Source organism: Porphyromonas gulae DSM 15663 (genome assembly GCF_000378065.1).
Classification (GTDB): Bacteria; Bacteroidota; Bacteroidia; order Bacteroidales; family Porphyromonadaceae; genus Porphyromonas; species Porphyromonas gulae.
This window is the reverse complement of the sequence record NZ_KB899161.1, coordinates 38,715-57,625: the sequence shown is the minus strand read 5'-3', so window position 1 is coordinate 57,625 and position 18,911 is coordinate 38,715. Positions and strand designations below refer to the sequence as shown.

At 46.6% G+C, this 18,911-nt stretch carries 13 protein-coding genes and 1 pseudogene; 4 read left to right on the top strand and 10 right to left on the bottom strand.

What is annotated here, in order from left to right:
• From F452_RS10755 to F452_RS0105890, 4 genes and pseudogenes are all read right to left on the bottom strand, one after another.
• A pseudogene (locus tag F452_RS10755) lies at positions 1–233 on the bottom strand (fimbrial assembly protein); the annotation flags it as partial.
• A gap of 8 nt (positions 234–241) precedes the next feature.
• Positions 242–1,579: a FimB/Mfa2 family fimbrial subunit gene (locus F452_RS0105900; RefSeq protein WP_018965306.1), complete on the bottom strand. Its 1,338-nt coding sequence runs from the start codon at positions 1,577–1,579 to the stop codon at positions 242–244.
• Positions 1,580–1,772: 193 nt separating this feature from the next.
• Positions 1,773–2,729 carry a fimbrial anchor subunit Mfa2 gene (gene mfa2 / locus F452_RS0105895; RefSeq protein WP_018965305.1) on the bottom strand — a complete coding sequence of 319 codons (957 nt, stop codon included), beginning with the start codon at positions 2,727–2,729 and terminating at the stop codon, positions 1,773–1,775.
• 120 nt (positions 2,730–2,849) lie between these two features.
• The gene (locus tag F452_RS0105890) at positions 2,850–4,358 is read right to left on the bottom strand and encodes an Mfa1 family fimbria major subunit (protein ID WP_167319369.1); all 1,509 of its coding nucleotides are present in this window, start codon (positions 4,356–4,358) and stop codon (positions 2,850–2,852) included.
• A gap of 840 nt (positions 4,359–5,198) precedes the next feature.
• Here F452_RS0105890 and F452_RS0105885 point away from each other — a divergent pair.
• Positions 5,199–5,741, top strand: coding sequence for an RNA methyltransferase (locus F452_RS0105885; RefSeq protein WP_018965303.1), 543 nt, complete (start codon positions 5,199–5,201; stop codon positions 5,739–5,741).
• Positions 5,742–5,847: 106 nt separating this feature from the next.
• Here F452_RS0105885 and ispF read toward each other — a convergent pair whose 3' ends face one another.
• The 5 genes from ispF to F452_RS0105860 form a co-directional block, all read right to left on the bottom strand.
• Positions 5,848–6,336, bottom strand: coding sequence for a 2-C-methyl-D-erythritol 2,4-cyclodiphosphate synthase (gene ispF, locus F452_RS0105880; protein ID WP_018965302.1), 489 nt, complete (start codon positions 6,334–6,336; stop codon positions 5,848–5,850).
• Positions 6,337–6,342: 6 nt separating this feature from the next.
• The gene (gene porV, locus F452_RS0105875) at positions 6,343–7,518 is read right to left on the bottom strand and encodes a type IX secretion system outer membrane channel protein PorV (RefSeq protein WP_026292235.1); all 1,176 of its coding nucleotides are present in this window, start codon (positions 7,516–7,518) and stop codon (positions 6,343–6,345) included.
• Between the two features lie 75 nt (positions 7,519–7,593).
• Positions 7,594–11,070 (bottom strand): type IX secretion system sortase PorU, encoded by a 3,477-nt coding sequence (gene porU, locus F452_RS0105870; RefSeq protein ID WP_018965300.1) that lies wholly within the window; start codon positions 11,068–11,070, stop codon positions 7,594–7,596.
• Between the two features lie 12 nt (positions 11,071–11,082).
• Complete coding sequence (locus F452_RS0105865; RefSeq protein ID WP_018965299.1) at positions 11,083–11,742, bottom strand: fumarylacetoacetate hydrolase family protein; 660 nt, start codon at positions 11,740–11,742, stop codon at positions 11,083–11,085.
• Between the two features lie 69 nt (positions 11,743–11,811).
• Positions 11,812–12,468, bottom strand: coding sequence for a redox-sensing transcriptional repressor Rex (locus tag F452_RS0105860; RefSeq protein ID WP_018965298.1), 657 nt, complete (start codon positions 12,466–12,468; stop codon positions 11,812–11,814).
• A 1,318-nt stretch (positions 12,469–13,786) separates the two neighbouring features.
• On the opposite strand from F452_RS0105860, the gene F452_RS0105850 reads away from it, so the two are divergent.
• The 3 genes from F452_RS0105850 (at position 13,787) to dusB (ending at position 18,185) form a co-directional block, all read left to right on the top strand.
• Entirely contained in the window at positions 13,787–15,214 is a 1,428-nt protein-coding gene (locus F452_RS0105850) for a DUF2971 domain-containing protein (protein WP_039442948.1), read from the top strand.
• Positions 15,215–15,510: 296 nt separating this feature from the next.
• Positions 15,511–17,187 (top strand): SulP family inorganic anion transporter, encoded by a 1,677-nt coding sequence (locus F452_RS0105845; protein WP_018965295.1) that lies wholly within the window; start codon positions 15,511–15,513, stop codon positions 17,185–17,187.
• The gene (gene dusB / locus F452_RS0105840; protein WP_018965294.1) at positions 17,184–18,185 is read left to right on the top strand and encodes a tRNA dihydrouridine synthase DusB; all 1,002 of its coding nucleotides are present in this window, start codon (positions 17,184–17,186) and stop codon (positions 18,183–18,185) included. The genes F452_RS0105845 and dusB overlap by 4 nt, the downstream gene beginning before the upstream one ends.
• Here dusB and F452_RS0105835 read toward each other — a convergent pair.
• Positions 18,171–18,878: a MarR family winged helix-turn-helix transcriptional regulator gene (locus tag F452_RS0105835; RefSeq protein ID WP_018965293.1), complete on the bottom strand. Its 708-nt coding sequence runs from the start codon at positions 18,876–18,878 to the stop codon at positions 18,171–18,173. The genes dusB and F452_RS0105835 overlap by 15 nt on opposite strands.
• Positions 18,879–18,911 lie beyond the last annotated feature (33 nt).

The window sequence follows — 18,911 nt, the reverse complement described above, 5'->3', positions numbered from 1 at the left end:
TTGGTTCCATTATTGTCGAAAAGAAAAAGATAGAGATTCTTGATGATGCGCTCGGCATCGCTTCCCTGATTTCTCTCGATTGTGCGAAAGGCCTCACCGGATTTAGTGAAATCATCCACTCGTAAAGATATTTCAATGCGCTTGTCTTCTGCTGGCTCATCCGAGTTGTTCTTTGAACAGGAAACGAACATGAAGCTCGTTAGGAACAAGGCATAAAGCAAATATTTTTTCATAAGTCTATCTATTTCTTGATGAAAACTTTATCGGGACCGGCTCCTGCTGTCCCCGGAACTTGGTTGTAATAAACCTCCAAATAGGCAGAGCCAACAGGTACGGCATCCTTATTTACTTTGAAGGTTTGAGTGGCTCCGTCTGCTAATTGGGAAAACTCAACCATAGTATGGGTAGCATCTGTTCCGAAATATGCTCCATTCTGAGCCTTCAGTCTAACAATATGGGGATCACAATTCGGAATCGTATTGGTAATAGTAATATTGCCTTCATCATCCACCTCCACATTATATCCGTATCCCATGTATGTGTCGTTGGTCACTACATTCCAGTCCGAAATAGAATATTTCACCTCGATCTTATCCGGCAAATTCTTCACCTGATACTTATAGTGATGGTTCCGATAGATCGTGTAGTCCGGCTTCTGTGACAGCTCAGCCTTGGCAAAAGGCAGATACTGACCGCCCGGGATAGCATTGTCATGTGTTATAATAGGCACATCATACATTATTCCACCCTTAGTCGTAATACGGAAAAAATTGATAGGCTTGTTTTCAATATCTCCGGTATTTCCCCACCAATTCGTTGGTTCAACAATTGCCTCAGGCATATAGGCTAAAAATGTATTCGCATTTTGTACCCGCCTCATTTCTATCGGACCAAAGTATTGAGTAGGTGGGGTTTGGATAGACGACAGAGAGAAATGCCTGTTGGCATTGAAAAGCTCTACCTTCTCAAGGTTGTCTATACCTACTGTTAGATTAATCTCCAACTTACCAACAACACGGATCAATTTAACATTTTCTTCTCCATTTGGTTTGAATGGCATTGGATTAGAGGGGGTACCTCCTATAGCAACAGTCTGATTCCTGTACTCTCGCGCCATCGGAAAACCGCTATTATCGGTTGCTTCCAAATAATGAGTAGCAGCCAATTCGCGAACTTGATTCATAAAGTTGAGCATATCGGTCTTGTTGGCAATAGCACTCATTGCTGCTTGAGAACCCGGCATATTGGCTATAAAGAAGAAATCACGTTGTCCGGGTGTCAATTTTGTCGTAAAGGCGTAAGAAGCCACTCCACTTTCGATCGTCGTGGTAAAATGCTCGGCTATCTTATTTCCGGTTCCCGAATCAAACACTAACATGGAGAGACTGTGCACACGGTCTTCAAAATCCTCCATATCCATATTAATGGATTCTTCGCCATTCGTATGCGCGGCTCTAGCAGTAACAGCCAAATAGACATCCGGCTGTGTATCTGGCTGCGGCTCAACCCCCTTATTGCATCCGAAAAGGACGGATACAAAGGCGGCAAACGCAATATATCTCATTTTAATTAGCATCATATTCCAGATATTATAGTTGTAAGAGAGAAAGATTCTCCCCTCTGTTTCAGAACCTTCTTGTCTTTTTATTCGAACTGAGTAGCGGAATCTGAAATTAGCAGATTCGGACACCAAAGATCAGACCTCCTTTATAATCGTTGTCTTGGGGTGGATGTGGATCCAGAGGAAAAGCTCTCAGCCCTTGGTTGTCTCTTTAAAGTTCTATGTCATAGCTATGCACCAGCCAATCATTAACCCATACCTCAACAATGACATAAGTAGCATCAGGACAATTACAATGGTGTGCCACTAATCTTACATCAAAGTCGTTCAAACAGCGTAAGTTAATATTCTGGGCATACTGGCTCGAAAGGATAACACCCACAAGGTCGGTGCGGAACATTTCTCGTCCCGTCGGCTTATGAATTACAGAAAGGGTGTTTTCATGCCCACTCTCCAACTTCAAGGTTGTGAAGAAAGCGCGGCATGTACTATCACCTACGACTTTGGTTTCACCAGGATAGTAGGTGGAGTCTGATTTGGCAACTCGCCCATCGAAGCGATAGGAACCATTGCTCGAAGCCAAATTAATTACATAGTCTTCCGGTTCAGGAAGACTGTCAATCGTCACCGTCACTCGATTAGTATACTCACGGAAATTGGCTCTCGTACGCACGTACTGATCACCGGCTTCTTCCATGTCTTTCAGTTCAACAACAGGACTCGTCGCATACCACAGGGTCGTCCCATCTATATTGGTAGCCCATTTCCCTTCCTGTTTCAAGCGCATCAAGATCTCCTGCTTGGTTGTTTCTCCAACCTTAATATCGCCTAAATTATAATGATCACTGATATTCCCCCAGGCCAAAATCGTGTATAAGCCGTTTTCTTTTAAGGGTACAAGCCATTCGTTCGTTTCGGACAGACGGACATTTTCGAACAGATTAGCACTGCGAAGAATATCATTCCGATCGAAAGCATAGACATTCAAGCGACCTATCTCCTCCGGATAAGAAGGACTTTCAGCACATTCCGTTTGGGAATAGAAGTTGACATAAACTCCTCTGGGACAATCATCATAATTGTCATAAATCATCTTATCACATGAAGCCAAACTTCCCAACACGGCGAGAACGACCGGCAAAGCAAAAAACAGTTTGCGAATATCCATATGCTTACTATTGTAATAGTTATTAGAACAAATAAAAGAAGAGGGAGAGAGATACTCCCGAAAAGACAATCTTCAGGAGAAATCCCTCCCCTTCCTGATAAAACAAATCGCTTCTACCTCTTAGAACTCGATATCATAGTTATGCAACGTCCAAGGTGTCACTGTCACGTCCACAACCATGTATGTCTTCTGAACCGGCAGGGGCTCTTCTGGATTCGGAGTGTCAGGGTCTTCGGGGTCCGGAGTATCAGGATTATCAGGAGTATCCGGGTTGTTCGGATCAGGATCCGTAGGAACAAATGGATTACCGGAAAGACCGATGTTGCGGAACTTAGAGATATTCACGTTGTAGATATTGTTACGACGAGCAGGAGACATAGTCCAGGTCGTAGGATCCAACGTGTTCGGGTTCAACCAGGCATAGTAATAAACTGCTGCTCCTTTGTAAGTCACTACTCGAGGATTACCCACACCGCCAGAAGCGGGGTTAGCAGCATTTGCAGTGGCTTCACTTGCATAGAACTTACCGGTTACAAGACCCAAGAAGAGGTCATTACCCTCTTGATATGCAGCTTGCTCTCCTTCAGCCCACATGGCAGCGACAGGCTTCAGCTTACCCTTTACGAGGATATAAGTCGTATTACCTTTTCTGTAATCATTGTCAGCATGAGTGGTCTCTGAGACATACTTATAAGGCACAGTGGGGACATCTGTCACAGAATATGGAGCATTCAGCTGGTGAACATCAATTCTATTGGCCAACTGAGAATAGTCATAGTGCTTCATGGCGCCATTAGCCCCATTATACTCATCGGTACTTGCAGGCACAAAAGAAGCTGCGGGAGAGAGAGCGTCATCTTTCTGCTGCAGATAGTACTTCTTTTCGTACTGGGCTACCGACCACTTCAGATCGGAAACCGTAGCGATGACAACCTCCACATTACCCGGACGAAGGGCCTTGATTTCATAAGCACCATCTACGGGCTGCTGAGTAATGGTCATTGACGCACGTATCGCAGCACGCTTAACGACTATAGAAACCTTGTTCTGCGCAGGAGCATTGGCTGCACTCACATTAGGCAAAATAGTCTGCACCACAGGCTTACCAGACATAATCATCTGATCCTTTTTTTCCTGATTCGGACCGAGAACCAGCGTAGCAATCTCACTGCCGGTATCAGAAAATGCTGCATAGGCCGCCTCATATGCCACCTTGAGGTCAGCAGCATTGGTCGCGGCATTAAGAGCCTCTTCCACCTTAGGAGTGATATTAACAACAGCATAGACAGTCTTTTCTCCACTTTTTACCTGGAAAGGTGCTGTCACAATCGTCGTATTGGCTCCCTGATTTACTTGCAGATCTGCTGCAGAAAGCTTTCTGACATCAATCTTGCCATCACCCACAACATAGACTGTCAAATCATTGATCTTGTCTATACCTCCGTACTCACCTACATGATTGTAGTCATTGTCGCCGGCGCGATTGTGCTGAGGCAATGACATAGAAACAGACATGTGAGTATCTGCAACAGAAGAGTTATCAGGTGATGGACCATTACCCTCCTTACTACATGAAGCAAAGCCCAACGAGAGCATTGCCCCAACCAAAAACATCTTGTTTAACTTCATAAGCTAATTGTTTAAAGAATGATTATTATCAAGAACACTAAATAACAAAAGAATCCGGATAAAGACAAAGCTATCAAGATCTTATAATCAGATATGCATAGCAATAAATCTTTGTCAGCACATATCCGAACCTACAATCTCCACAATTCTATACTCTTTGCACACTATTCTGTATGAACCTCTCCTGAACGGCTTCTCTAATAGATTAGGTAGTAGGTGATCGGTTCACAGTTTACTTAACAGAAAAACGACATAGAGTGTTCAGAATACATCGGCAAAAAAACGCTCAATATAAGACCTTCCACTCGCGGCCCGCGAGACAACAACAACAACAACCAAACTAGTTTTGTTTTCAATCCTTTATCCAAGTTCTCTGCTGCAAACCGGCATATTAGGTGAATGAGAAAAGAAAATTGATGAAAGGTGTAGCATTATAAGACTACACATAATTTTATCCTTACAAAGGAAAACAAATTTTCTTTATCAAAAACCAATTTGATTGATAAATATAAGTTCTGAGGCATTAAAAGCCGCTTTCTAAGTACTTTTATAGTCGTTAAAGCCCCGTTAGTTATGTATCATTCTCTATTTGAAGGCCTCTGCATGGTTCCAGACCCACGGATAGACCGTAAAAAAGTTTATCCTCTTGACTTTTTACTCCTGATGAGTCCATTGCGCAATGGACTCAAATAAATTATGAGTTAGGCGTAACCCGTTGAGTTATACAGCCTAACTCATAATTTATTTAGGACAACATCGTCTTCTGTATCTTTGTTATCCGAATACTCTGATTTTTTCTGCAAAGAAACCGATCACTCAATATATAAACCGACAATAATCATGCGCAAGAAAAAGACTATCGAGATACAGCGACTCAAAACCGAAGAATATCACGAAAGCCCCAAGCTACCTATCAGGATCATATTGGATGATATACGTAGTATGAACAATGTCGGATCAGTCTTTAGGACAGCCGATGCTTTCAGGCTGGAAGGATTATGCTTGTGTGGGATAACGGCTCGCCCTCCTCATCCGGATATTCACAAGACAGCTTTGGGAGCAGAGGAGAGTGTGGCATGGGAGTATTTTCCTTCAGCAGTGGATGCGATAGCCGAACTCAAAGAAAAAGGATATACAGTCTGCACCGTAGAACAGGCAGAGGGTAGCCTCTTCTTGGAAGATTTCACCCCGGTCGAGAGTAAGCACTATGCTCTTGTCTTCGGCAATGAGGTAAAAGGAGTACGACAGGAAGCCATTGACCTCTGCGACCTCTGCTTAGAGATACCCCAATTCGGCACAAAGCATTCGCTCAATGTAAGTGTCACGGCGGGAATCGTCATTTGGCAACTGGTCAAGCCGCTACTACCCCTCCTGAAAAAGTAATACCCCCAAAATAAAAAGGGAAAAAGGAGCTGTCTAAAGGAATAAAAACCAAGTCCTTGAGTGCAAGAAACCTCCTCGCGACTAATCTTTTGAGACTTGATTAGTCTCAGACTGCAGCAATGAGCAAGGCCACGGCATAGGCGGAAATACCTTCCTCGCGTCCAGTGAAGCCGAGTTTCTCCGTCGTTGTGGCTTTCAGCGAAATATCCGACACCTCGACCTGCATCACGTCAGCCAATACTTGCTGCATATCCGGTATATGTGGATTCAGCTTGGGCTGTTCTGCCGCAATAGTGGCATCGATATTACCCAATTCATATCCCTGCGAACGCACCAAATCCATCACCCGTTCCAACAAGATCTTACTATCGATCCCCTTATATTGAGGATCCGAAGGAGAGAAATGATGCCCGATGTCACGCAAAGCGGCTGCACCAAGCAACGCATCACAAATGGCATGAATGAGTACATCGGCATCAGAGTGTCCTTCCAAACCCTTGGGATGCTCCAGACGAACACCGCCTATCCACAAAGGATAACCTTCGGACAAGCGGTGTACATCGAAACCGAATCCTATTCGAAAAGGCTTCTTCATCTCGGTTTAATGGAACAAATTGCGCAATCCATCCATATCGAAAGCAAGCGTAAACCGCAGTGTCTGATCCAACGGATTACTCTGGATCGTAGACAACAGGTAGGAAGCATCGATACGGAATATGTTCATCTTGAAGCCGGCACCGGCCGTGAAGTACTGCAAATTTCCCTTGGTGGGATGCAGGTATGAATATCCGGCACGAACAAAAAACTTATCGTCATAGCTGTATTCAGCACCAAGCCCCCATGTGATCTCACGGAATTCTTCCTTGAGTCCTCCCGGCGCGTCACCGAAAGAAGAGAATATACCGCTGATCGAAGAAGTTTCCTGATATTTCTTCAGTGCAGCCTCATAACCGGCCTGATCGTTTTGATCCATGATAGGAGGAGTGGGTACAAGCAGCTTGCTAAGTTCAAGGTTGAAGCTGATGCTGTTATAGTCATCGATCGGATACAATAGCCCCGTTCCGAGATTCAAAGAAGTAGGGATGAAAAAACTTGTGGCACCTCCATCATAGGAGATCTTCGTACCGATATTCTTCACATTGAAACCTAATGACCACAGGCTCTCGGCATTCCCCAGTAGCACATACTTCTGCAAATAACCGGCTATATCTGCCGCAAAAGCATTTCCTGCCTGATTCTCTCCTGTATTGTGCGTGCTCTGATCGGAGCGGATATAACGTAGTGCTACGGCCATAGAGAAGTCCTCCGAAAGCTGGCGACTATAGCCCAAATCGACAGCAAACTCATTGGGATGGGCCTCTCCCATGGATTCGCCCAATTCGTCGAAAGTCTCCAGTTTTCCTAATGTGAAATAACGTAGAGAAGCACTAATAGCCTGATTCTCGTCGGTTCCCAATTTGTAGAAACCGGTCATCTGCATCAGCGCAATATCATTGACCAGTTTGGACAGCCAAGGGGTGTATGAGAAGCTGATACCGGCTTTCGTATCCACGAAAGCATATTTACTCGGATTCCAGTACTGTGAATACGCATCCGGTGTCGTTGCCACACCTATATCCCCCATACCGGCAGCACGTGCATCCGGACTGATATTCAACGACGGCACGGAAGTGTGTACCACATTCAGTTGCTCCTGAGCTTCGATAGCCATTGGAGCAATGAGGAGGGTTATCGCCAAGGGAAGCAATCTATTCTTCAGCATTTTCTTGATAATCATATTTCGTTCTTTTTGTTTTTGTACTCTTGTTGGGTTTACGAACATTCCATATCGTAAACGGCAGGATCGCTTCGGCTATTGTCCTACCACGATCATTTTCTTGGCCATGGAGGCCGTCTGTCCTCCGGGAGAGTTCACCACACAGCGATAAAGGTAGAATCCGTTTCCGATCTTCACTCCGTATTTGGAGGTCAGATCCCACTTGATCTCTATAGGTTCTCCGTAGGAGGAGGAATATGTCTTGACGGGCAGAGTGTTCACGAGACGACCGGTGAAGTCGTAGATCTCCACAGCCACGTTCAAATCGCTTCCGGGGCGATTGTGGAAGATTCGGAACGTAGCACTCTCGCGTACCGGATTCGGGAATAAAATCACATCTGCCACATCCGGAGCAATGCCATCTACCACTCTGAACGAAAAGTCATGATGGGCGGTATTATTGAAAATGTCCCAAACCGTCAGTCGGGCTGTATGATCTCCTTCGGCCAAAGCCGGTATCATAAAGAGGATAGTGCCCACACCTGCATCCGTAGCCGAGCTTGTGAAATAAGCATTGAGGTTATAGGTCAGATCGGCACGGCCATCGATACAGAGCGTAATATCATGCCCTACACCGCTACCCGTGATATTGATTCCGTTCAGGTCGAATACTTCGGCCATAAACAGAGGAGTAGGATTAACCTCATCTCCCGATCGGAATGTACTGTCATTGAGGAAACAGCTTATAATTTCGGGCGGTGTATTATCCTCCGTCACCTCATCGGGAATACCCGGTTGGACTCTGATGGAGAAGTCTACCCCCATGGCTTCCGTCTTTGTGCTTTCGTTATAGGCATAGAGATTGATCCGGCCTTCGTGCTCGGAATAGTTCACATCCTTGGGTACGATAAACGAAGTTTCGAAGACTCCGTTCTTTACTTCGGCAATACCGGCATACATCACGTTAGGATAGTCATAATATACAAGAGAGTGGTCATTTCCCTCCTCTTCCAAAGCCGTCATTTTCTTTCTGCCATCGAAGACAGTCAGGAAAACCTTGCCACTGAAAGTCTCGTCGAACGTTCCCTGTTCATCGGTCACCTTACCCTTCAGGGCTACCCGTTCCAAAGACTTGAGCACAATGGTTCCATACTCCCCTCCGGGAACCTGCCCGTTGATCGCAGTCAAATACACTTTGTGGGTAGGAAGATTCATACGCACGGACGGATCACCCATCAGGAAGAAACTCAACTGATTGATAGAATCGGGGAAAACAGTACTGAGCATCCCCTGTTTGGCCGATCGGATAATCTCACCCATCGTACGATAACGCCCGTCCTTAGCTTTCTCGAACATACGCCGAAGCATAAAACCATTGATCTTCTCATTCTGCGTATTATAAACGACACGCGTAGTCGAGAACATGATCGGAGTGCCACTCTTCTCGTGGAGGAAAACCTCCTCCCCTGCCGAGGTCGTCTGACTGTCATAGTTGGCAAAGTCACACGTGGCAGTAATCCAAATGGGCATATGCTTATAATTGAAATTGTGTATATCGTTGAGCGTCAGCAAATGCTCGTCCGACCATCCGGCAGGACCGCCATGACCGGTATAATTAAGCAGGATGATACCCGACTGAAGGGTTTCCAACATTTTTTTCTTTGCTCCCGGGATACTGTGCAACCCGTTCTCGATGACATGCGGATATACGTCCTGAAAGGCACGCACCGGCATGATGGCAGGAGCATAACGCTTGACGGTATCGATCAAACGGGAAGTTTCGGTCGCGTGTCTGTCCCCATTGTCTGCCGCAAAGCAGGTGCGAATACGCCAGGCACCGCTCTCACGATCCTCCTCATATCGGATGGTCTTGTCCACTGCGATGCGAGCTTCGGCCGGAGTACGTACGGGGAATCGCCCTACAGCCATATTATAATTGCGCCAACCGATATTGACCGAGGCCGGCTGATCATCCAGCAAGCCGAAGTAATCATCTGTCACATAACTGCTTACGTTCGTCGAATTGACGGCTTGGAATGTCAGCAAGAACTCCGTTTGCTGGAGATACGGTTTCTGCCAAGCTACAGAGACCTTCCTGTTGTCATGAGTCCCATCGCCGAAGAGAAGCATTTGCATCGGGAAGGTCTCTCCCACAGGTGCATTTGTCTTCCATCTGTCGTAAAACATTTTGGCAAAGAGGCGGTATGCCGTAGCATCGGGAGTGCCACCGGAAAACTCGTTGAACACTTGTTCCTGCAATACGACCAAGACCTTCAGCCCACCTTTCTCTCTACGATAGGCAGCCAGTCGGTCAGCCTCGGGGAGGAGAGCCTGAGTAGAGACAATGATCAGATCAGGGATTTCTTCTCCATGCAGGTTTTGATTGGGTACCGCTCCGAGGATCTCCGGAGCAGAAGCCTGTGACAAGTCCACGGCATAAAACGTATTGATAGTCCTTCGATCCTGATCCTTCGGCGGAGCCACGAACTCAATGGTCCTGTCCCCGACAGTCTTAACGGGAACAAGCGAGGCTGTCAGGGAAGAATTGGCATGCAAAACCACCAGAGACTCCGGCACCTCACTGACAACGAAGCGGCAGGACTCGCCCCCCAAAACGGGCAAATTGGAAAACCGCCTGATATGCATGGGTGCGCCATCGTACCGGAGATCGTTCTGTGTAGCCACCTCTATGAAATCCAGATTGACCGCATCCCCTGTCATACTATAATTCACGTCCAAGCGCAACTCATTGGCCAAGCTGTTCATCGGCGTACTGTGATAGAGACGACGCTTCTTGCCCGCCAAATAGGAATTGGCTACCTCATTCGATGTCATGGAGAAAGGATCGCTGAAGATCAGAATACCATTGGCCGAGAGCGACATCTCGCGGCCGCCACCGGCCGATCTGGCCTTGGCTATGTATGAGAATACGGTACCGAGTTCGGCAGACGAGCGCGTGTTGCCCCTCAAAGGGAACTTGACCGTACGCGTATTGACTGCACTGAAAGACTCGCCATACAGATCTCGCCCCGATTCTTTGGGCGAATACAATTCCTGCTCATGGAGCATCAGCTCATCGTAGTAGTCGATCAAGGCTTCGGCCGACGCACCTCCACCCGTATATTGAGACATCTGCAAAGGAGCTCCGGCAGCATCCGACAGGAAGTAGTAGCCATGCGTACTGTACGTATTCACCGTATGCTCCATGGTGGTTTTAGCCGGATTGTAGAACCACGTCACCGGGCCCACGGCATAGAAATACAGCGCATCGCCCTGACGGAGTACCGGTACGGGAGGCAAATCGTCTGTCGTGATCCGGCTCAGATCTTCGGGAAGTACCCCTCCGCCATAGCCGAACACACCCACCTTGGACGGATCGGAGAAGCCATTGGCACGGAGCTGTTCGTCCGTAAGGCGATACACTCCACTTGCATCGACACGTATCTTGACCCAATGTCCCGAAGCCATTAGCGAACGGTCAGCCGTCTTCCCCACAGCTCGTTGCGCTACCGCAGGCAGAGCAAGGGCAAGGAAGAGAGAAAGGAATGCGACTATTGGAAGTATTCGTTTCATCTGAGAAATAGCTTATTTGATGGATATGTCGAGCAGTTTTTGCTCTTCGAGATAGGCTTCGAGGTGCTGGCCGATAGCAATAGGGCCTACCCCTGCCGGAGTCCCCGTAAAGATAAGATCCCCCATACGGAGCGTGAAGAAACGACTGGCATAAGCGATCAAACGATCTACGGAAAAGAGCATATCCCGTGTATTGCCCTGCTGCACCGTGCGTCCGTCTATATCCAATCGCAGATCCAGCTCCTGCACACCGTGCCGGAGCGAGTCCTTCTTCACCCACCGCCCTACGGCAGCGGAGTTGTCGAAAGCTTTGGCCGTTGCCCATGGCAATCCCTTGGCTTTGGCACGACGCTGGAGGTCACGAGCCGTGAAGTCTATACCGACGCTAACCTCACTATAATAGCGGTGAGCAAAACGCTCGGCTATGCACTTGCCGATACGATCGATACGAACCACCAGCTCGGTCTCATAGTGGATCTCCTGAGAAAAATCCGGATAGAAAAAGGGATACCCTTCGCGCAACAAGGAATCGGCCTTGAGGAAAAGCACAGGTTCCTCCACACAAAAATCGGCTCCCTCTCCATTCGGACAGGGAGCAACGGGAAGGATGTCCGCACGTCGCATTTCGCTGACATGCGCACTATAGTTCATGCCGACAGCAATTATCTTCATCGTTCCAAGAGCGAGCGAAAGCCCTTATTATAAAAAAGGGCAGAGGAGGATTGTTCAGCCTTCGGAGACCTAAGGTAGCGATTTCATCCGATTGAACATCACAGCCAACTGGGCATACATCGACGTATTCTGTACGACCACGCCTTCGGGCACACTAATGCGCCATGGAGTAAAATTCCAAATAGCCTTGATCCCTGCTACTATCATCTCATCGGCCACCGACTGTGCCGCCCGTATCGGGACGGTAAGAATACCTATATCCACACGCTCTCGAGCGCACAACTCCGCAGCCCGGCTCTTATGGTAAACGGGGATACCATTGATATTAGTGTCCACAATATCCGGATTCACATCGAAGCCGGCGGCAATCTCCAGCCCGAAGTGGCGCAAACCCGAGTCCTGCAACAAAGCAGCACCCAGACTTCCCACCCCGAAGAGGAAGGCCCGGTGGTGGTGCGTAAAGCCCAGAAAGTCGTTCAGCACAGCCACCATATCTGCCACACGATACCCCACCCGTGTACGCCCATCCACCGACACATAGGAGAGATCCTTGGCCACGAGCGAAGCATCCACCCCTACGGCACGAGCGATCCGCGTGGAAGACACCGACTCACATCCATCCGCATGCAATAGCTGGACGTAAGACAAATACCAGGGCAGACGCCTCAAAGTAGGTTCGGGGACTTTGGTATTGAGAGGAGAAGATTCGTTCGCAATCGTTTTCATCCGTTTTATTCGTGGATTATTTAACTACAAATATATGTAATTGCACCGTAATAGTCTATGTTTCTGTCATATTTACCTATCAAGCAAGCACCCGAAAAGAGGTATAGGGATAGCTTTGAGCCTTATCGGCAGAGAGGGGTGAAGGGAGGCTTGTTCAAGGCAAGTATTTCAAGTCATTCGGATCGAGCTTTTTTCTTACATTTGCAAGCAAGTAAAGACGCTAAACAAGGAATAACTAAATATATACTAAAGCATTACAAATCATCGACCAATTTCTCTGACGATCTAAACAAATGAAATATATTTCCCGACTTCACACACTACCCTCACCCATCCAATCCATTTATTTATATTCTATCAAGGCATTTGAAAACAGACTAAGTATGATATAAGGAATAACCATTCTTTCCAGTCCTGCAAATCTATAAGGCACCCGCTTGGTTCGGCCATGAATCGAGCGGGTGCCTCTTTTATTTCACCTTTCCAAACAGCTTTTTCAGCTCTACTATTTATATATAAACCGAATACGATCTATATACAAATGAAAAACGATTTATATATAAAACGAAAACGATCTGTATATAAATTAAAACTGATTTATATATACATCGCCATCGAAACTCTTTCAAAGCAGATTCCAACCACAAAAAGTCCGATTCATGAACATTTTTACGTTGAAAATCTCTTCCCATCAATCGCTTATTTAGAATGATTCCAAACTCTTCTTCGTTGTTGAAAACTTTTCTGGTCTGTATTTTCGTGAAGGACATATGCTTGATGCACCTGAGGAAGATGCCCTCTAATACTCGATAAAGTAGTGGAGCATTCCCATCTGCTGATCAATATAGAGCAGCTCGTTATTGTCTTAAGTATTGAACTATGAAAGTAAGTCCTTATGATTTCCGGTATAATAATTATCTCTATTTTGGTGGGTCTTTGCACACTCATGTTGGGCAAAAATGAGTGAGAATACTGTATACAAGCTCTCCGCAAAGTAAGATTCTCGAAGCATATTTGTTCATAGTTGCACAAAGACAGAGGCAAAATTCTATCGCTTATCTGACATGAGGCAACAGATCAAGAATATCAAAAAAAACACAAGAATTGATTTTTTCGTAATAGAGCATATCATTTTTTAGTGGGAGCTTCTTATTTGCGCCATGTATAAATACTATTTATAGGCCTCTTTAGACGCAAGAATAAATGTTTACCTTTGTAAGAAGCAGACTAATTTAGTCTGTCTTCTTCTCTTCCTTATTTGAAGACTATTCATTACAAAGAAGAGTTTTTAACAAAAACCATATTTACTATAAAAGCTATGAGTCAGAAAACAAAGACACAGGAACAAGAATCCCTCAGCAGCTATTTATTCAACTTCGAGACGTTCATTGAGGAATTAAGGCAGAACGAAGAGAAGAGAACAATCATTCAGGAGTATGAAGATAAAGTGCTCGGGGGCAAGCCCATCACAGGGAAAATAGAAGATCAAAAGTGGTACAAAGACTATCTATCGAAAATTAAGCCTATCCCTAACTACAAAGTACCAGAAGAGTTAGAGTCTGATTTCGATTGGAAGTTACTATTCCAACTTATAGCAGGCTCATTTTCCTCTGAATATAAATTAGAGACATTAGAGGATGAAAGCAGCTTACCCGAGCTCACAATCACTGTTAAAAATAACGATCAAAAAATAGAAAAAAAAATAAGCGAGCTATGGTCTTTTCAAGTACTTAGACTGTTTGAAATTTACATTGAAGAACTCATTGGTTTAGAACCCATAAAGCATGATAAAGACTCGGCAACTTTTCTCACATCCGAGAGACGTAACCGAATCAAAACATTAAAAAGCATAACTCGATCCAAGCTGGCTAACCAGGAAAAAAAGAAGGAGGAAGGCAAGAGTTATCTCGTTTACCATTATTGCAATTTAGAAAGTGCCTACCAAATAATTAGAAACAGGTTGATGTATGCATCTGATGCTTCCTATACAAATGACCAAGAAGAACTTGCTTTTAGTAGACGTATCTTTATGCATGCCTTAAATGGTATGATTGAAGACTCGGAGGGAGAAGTTGCTCAAGGGCTACAGGAATTAAGAGGTCAAATTGAATCAAATATAGATAATAGTTCTCTATATTTGACCTGCTTCTCAAGGAAAAGAGACGATCTAAACCAATGGAGGGCCTATGGGAATAATGGGTTCGGACTTTGTATAGGCGTCAATTGGGAATTAGCTCTGGGGGCTCGTAATTCTGATGGTTTCTGGAACAGCGATGTTATCTATGTAAACGAACACAACCCCACTTCCCTTCAATATAATAAGCTGCTAAAAGACTCTATGATGACTAAATTAGAGGAACTATCCCTTAAATATATACAAGGGAAAAAGACCCGAATTGAAGTCTCCGAAGCTATTCAGGATTTGATAGAAATACCCACTGAAATTACTCAATCAATTCGTTTTTACAAAAATGAATGCTTCAAAGAAGAGCAGGAGTATCGTGTCCTATCCCTCAACGAAAAAGGGAAATATCCTGTTAAAACAAGACTTGGCAAGAGTAACATCATACCTTATATAGAGCTTCCACTTGTGAATGATGAAGGAGAGCCCTGTATCCAAGAGATTATCATTGGCCCTGCCGTTAAGAATGCCAAATTGTTAGAAAAATCTCTGAAACTTTTTCTCAAAGAGCAGAATATAGAATTTGTCAGCGTCATTAGATCTAAACTTCCTTATGCACCATAATATAGGAATGTTTACCGAGAGGGCTCTGCAATCTCCATGAAAGAACCCTCTTAAAGACAGTCTTAAATTCCAATAAAGGCTCAAACATTTTGCGAAAAAACTTATTTATCCGGTATTATCGAATAGAAAAAACGAAGTACTGCTTCCGGACTACATATAGCTAACAGACTGCAAATGTCGAAGATCAGACTGTAGGCATTCCGCTCTGAATCGGGTAAAAAGCTTTGTCTCAGTGAGTAAATCCCTACCTTTGCGGCGTGCAAAGCTTTTGCTGCACGGATAATCTCGTTTTTCTCATGATCGGATCATATTTCAGGCCGAAGCTGCTCGACGTATTCAGTGGGTACAACCGTGAGCGTTTCATGGCCGACCTCATGGCCGGCGTTATCGTCGGCATCGTAGCTTTACCCTTGGCCATTGCCTTCGGTATAGCCAGTGGTGTATCTCCGGAAACAGGTCTTATCACGGCCATTATAGGCGGTTTCATCGTATCGTTTTTGGGTGGTTCATCCGTCCAAATCGGTGGCCCGACGGGTGCTTTCATCGTTATCGTCTACGGCATCATTCATAAGTACGGCATCGAGGGCCTCACGATTGCCACTATCATAGCCGGTATCCTGCTTCTCGTGATGGGAGCTCTTCGTCTGGGTACGCTGATCAAGTTTATCCCCTACCCGATAGTCGTGGGATTCACGGCAGGGATCGCCCTCACGATCTTCTCTACCCAAATGAATGACCTCTTCGGCCTCGGTATTGCAGATATGCCCGGTGATTTCCTTGGCAAATGGGGAGCTTATTTTACCAACTTCAAGTCAGTAAACCTCTGGGCTTTCGGGATGGGTCTGCTTAGTATTGTCATCATTATGCTGAGTCCGAGGTTCACCAAGAAGATACCCGGTTCGCTCATTGCCATTATCTTGATGACCGTAGTGGCCTATTTACTTCGGCTACAAGGTATCGGCGGGTTCGAAACCATCGGCGACCGCTTCACTATTTCCGCCCAACTGCCCAAGCCAACGGGGGTAACACTCAGCCTCGAAACGATTCGCCAACTTTTCCCTCCGGCTTTTACCATCGCCCTGTTGGGAGCCATCGAGTCTCTGCTGTCGGCCAGCGTAGCCGATGGTGTGATAGGGGAAAAGCACAACAGCAACACCGAGCTTATCGCTCAGGGTGCAGCCAATATAGTGGTTCCGTTCTTCGGCGGTATTCCCGTCACCGGAGCCATAGCCCGTACAATGACCAATATCAACAACGGCGGTCGCTCTCCTATTGCAGGGATCATACACGCCTTCGTGTTACTGCTGATCCTGCTATTCCTCGGTCCTCTGACGGCATACATCCCGATGGCTTGTTTGGCCGGAGTACTGATCGTAGTATCCTACAATATGAGCGGATGGCGTTCGGTGGCCAATATCGGTCGCGGCCCTCGCAGCGACAGCCTCGTCATGCTGGTTACTTTCCTGCTTACCGTCATCCTCGACCTGACCGTTGCCATAGAGATCGGACTGCTTTTGGCCATCCTGCTCTTTATGAAGCGCGTCACGGAGAACACACGCATCACAGTTGCCACAGGCAAGCTCGACCTGACGCAGACGGGCGAGATCGCCCACCACGACGAAGTGCTCGACATCCCGAAGGGGGTAAAGGTATATGAAATCGAAGGGCCTTTCTTCTTTGGCATCGCGAACAGATTCGAAGAGATCATGAACACATTGGGCGATCATCCCGATGTTCGGATTATCAGAATGCGACATGTGCCGTTTATGGATTCGACAGGGATGCACAATCTGGAAAACCTGATCAAAATGAGCCGGAAAGAAGGCATCAGCATCGTACTCTCCGGTGTGCGCAAGGACGTCCATGAAGAACTTGCCACCGCAGGCATCGTAGGGCTATTGGGAGAGGAAAACGTATGTGCCGATATTCAAGCGGCTCTGCGACAGGCACAAGCCATAACCCGAGGAGCATGAAGATAGGTACCATAGACCTCGGAGTAGAGCCTTTGTTGCTTGCTCCGATGGAGGATGTGACGGATGTGGCCTTTCGGGTCATGTGCAAGCAGTTCGGTGCCGATCTGGTTTATTCCGAGTTTCTCAGTGCTGATGCCCTGATTCGTCAAGTAGCCGGCACATTCCGAAAAATGACCATAGACGAATCGGAACGCCCGATGGCTATACAGATATACGGACGGGATGTAGCTTCGATGGTAGAGGCTGCCCGACTATGCGAAGCGGCCGGTCCGGATCTGATCGATCTGAACTTCGGATGTCCGGTCAAACGGGTAGCAGGGAAAGGTGCCGGCAGTGGGATGCTCCGCAATATCCCACTTATGATAGAGATAACGCGTGAGGTAGTTAAAGCGGTGAAGCTGCCCGTAACGGTGAAAACGCGGCTTGGCTGGGACAATGACAGCAAGATCATAGTAGACCTGGCTGAACAGCTCCAAGACTGTGGCATTGCAGCCCTGACCATACACGGTCGCACACGCGCCCAAATGTACACGGGGACGGCTGACTGGACGCTGATCGGAGAAGTGAAGAACAATCCGAGAATGCAAATCCCCATTATCGGAAACGGAGATGTGACCACTCCACAAGAAGCCCGACGAGCCTTTGACGTATATGGTGTGGATGCCGTAATGGTAGGCAGGGCTTCTATCGGCCAACCATGGATATTCGAAGAAATGAAGCATTTCCTTCGCACGGGAGAAACGTTGCCTTTGCGTCCGTTTTCCTATTATATGGACATACTACGCTGTCAGACGCTGAACAACATCCGGAAACTGGACGAACGGCGAGGCATCCTCCATACACGCAGACATATTGCAGCCAGTCCCATATTCAAAGGGATCCCGAACTTCAAGCCCATGCGCGTGGCCATGCTTCGTGCCACGACACAGGAGGAGCTTTTCGCACTTATGGACGAGGTGGAGAAGATGATAGGATCGGCCGATTCAGCGGCGGTATAGTCGCTTGGACAAAGCCCCTCCTACCGATTGTTTCAATTCGCAGGTCTCCGCATGCAGATCTTTCAGCTCGGCATCATGTCTGCCGGTGAATATCTCGTTGTGGTGTTCGCATAGCAACCAGAGCAGATGATCGAAGGCAGTCAGCTGCTCGTCCGACAGGGTGGAAACGAGTGTCTCGGCACAAAGGCGCAGATTGGGAAAGAGATTGACCAGTACCTTTCTTCCCTCAGGAGTAATGGAGACACGCATGCTTCTGCGATCCTCCTCATCCGGTTTCTGCTCGATCAGATTAGCTTTCAGCAGACGACGCATGACTTCTGCACCGGATGTTTTTTCCATGGCATTGAGGTTGTTCAGCTCTGTTTTGGTCATGCTCTCACCGTTCATCAGACAGACCAAATAGGTGTATTCGTCTTCGGTCTGCAAGGGAGATTCCGCCAGTGCTTTTTTGATATAAAAACGAGAGTAACGATGCAGGAGGCTGACTCCTCGCGCTATATTCTTGGCTCCTGCTGCTCGTTTCCGGGTAGCAGAGACAACTTCTTCTTCCTCCTGTTTCTTCTTTTTGTCGCAACGCCAACTTAAAAAGTCGGCAAAGTCTTTCATTTCAGGTTCATGCCCCCCTCCGTCATACAAACTTTCAAATGCGTCGAGGTAGTCGATAAGATCGAAAAGCAGTTTTTTGTACTTCATAAATTGCTCCGATTGAATAAAGAGTCCGTTCGA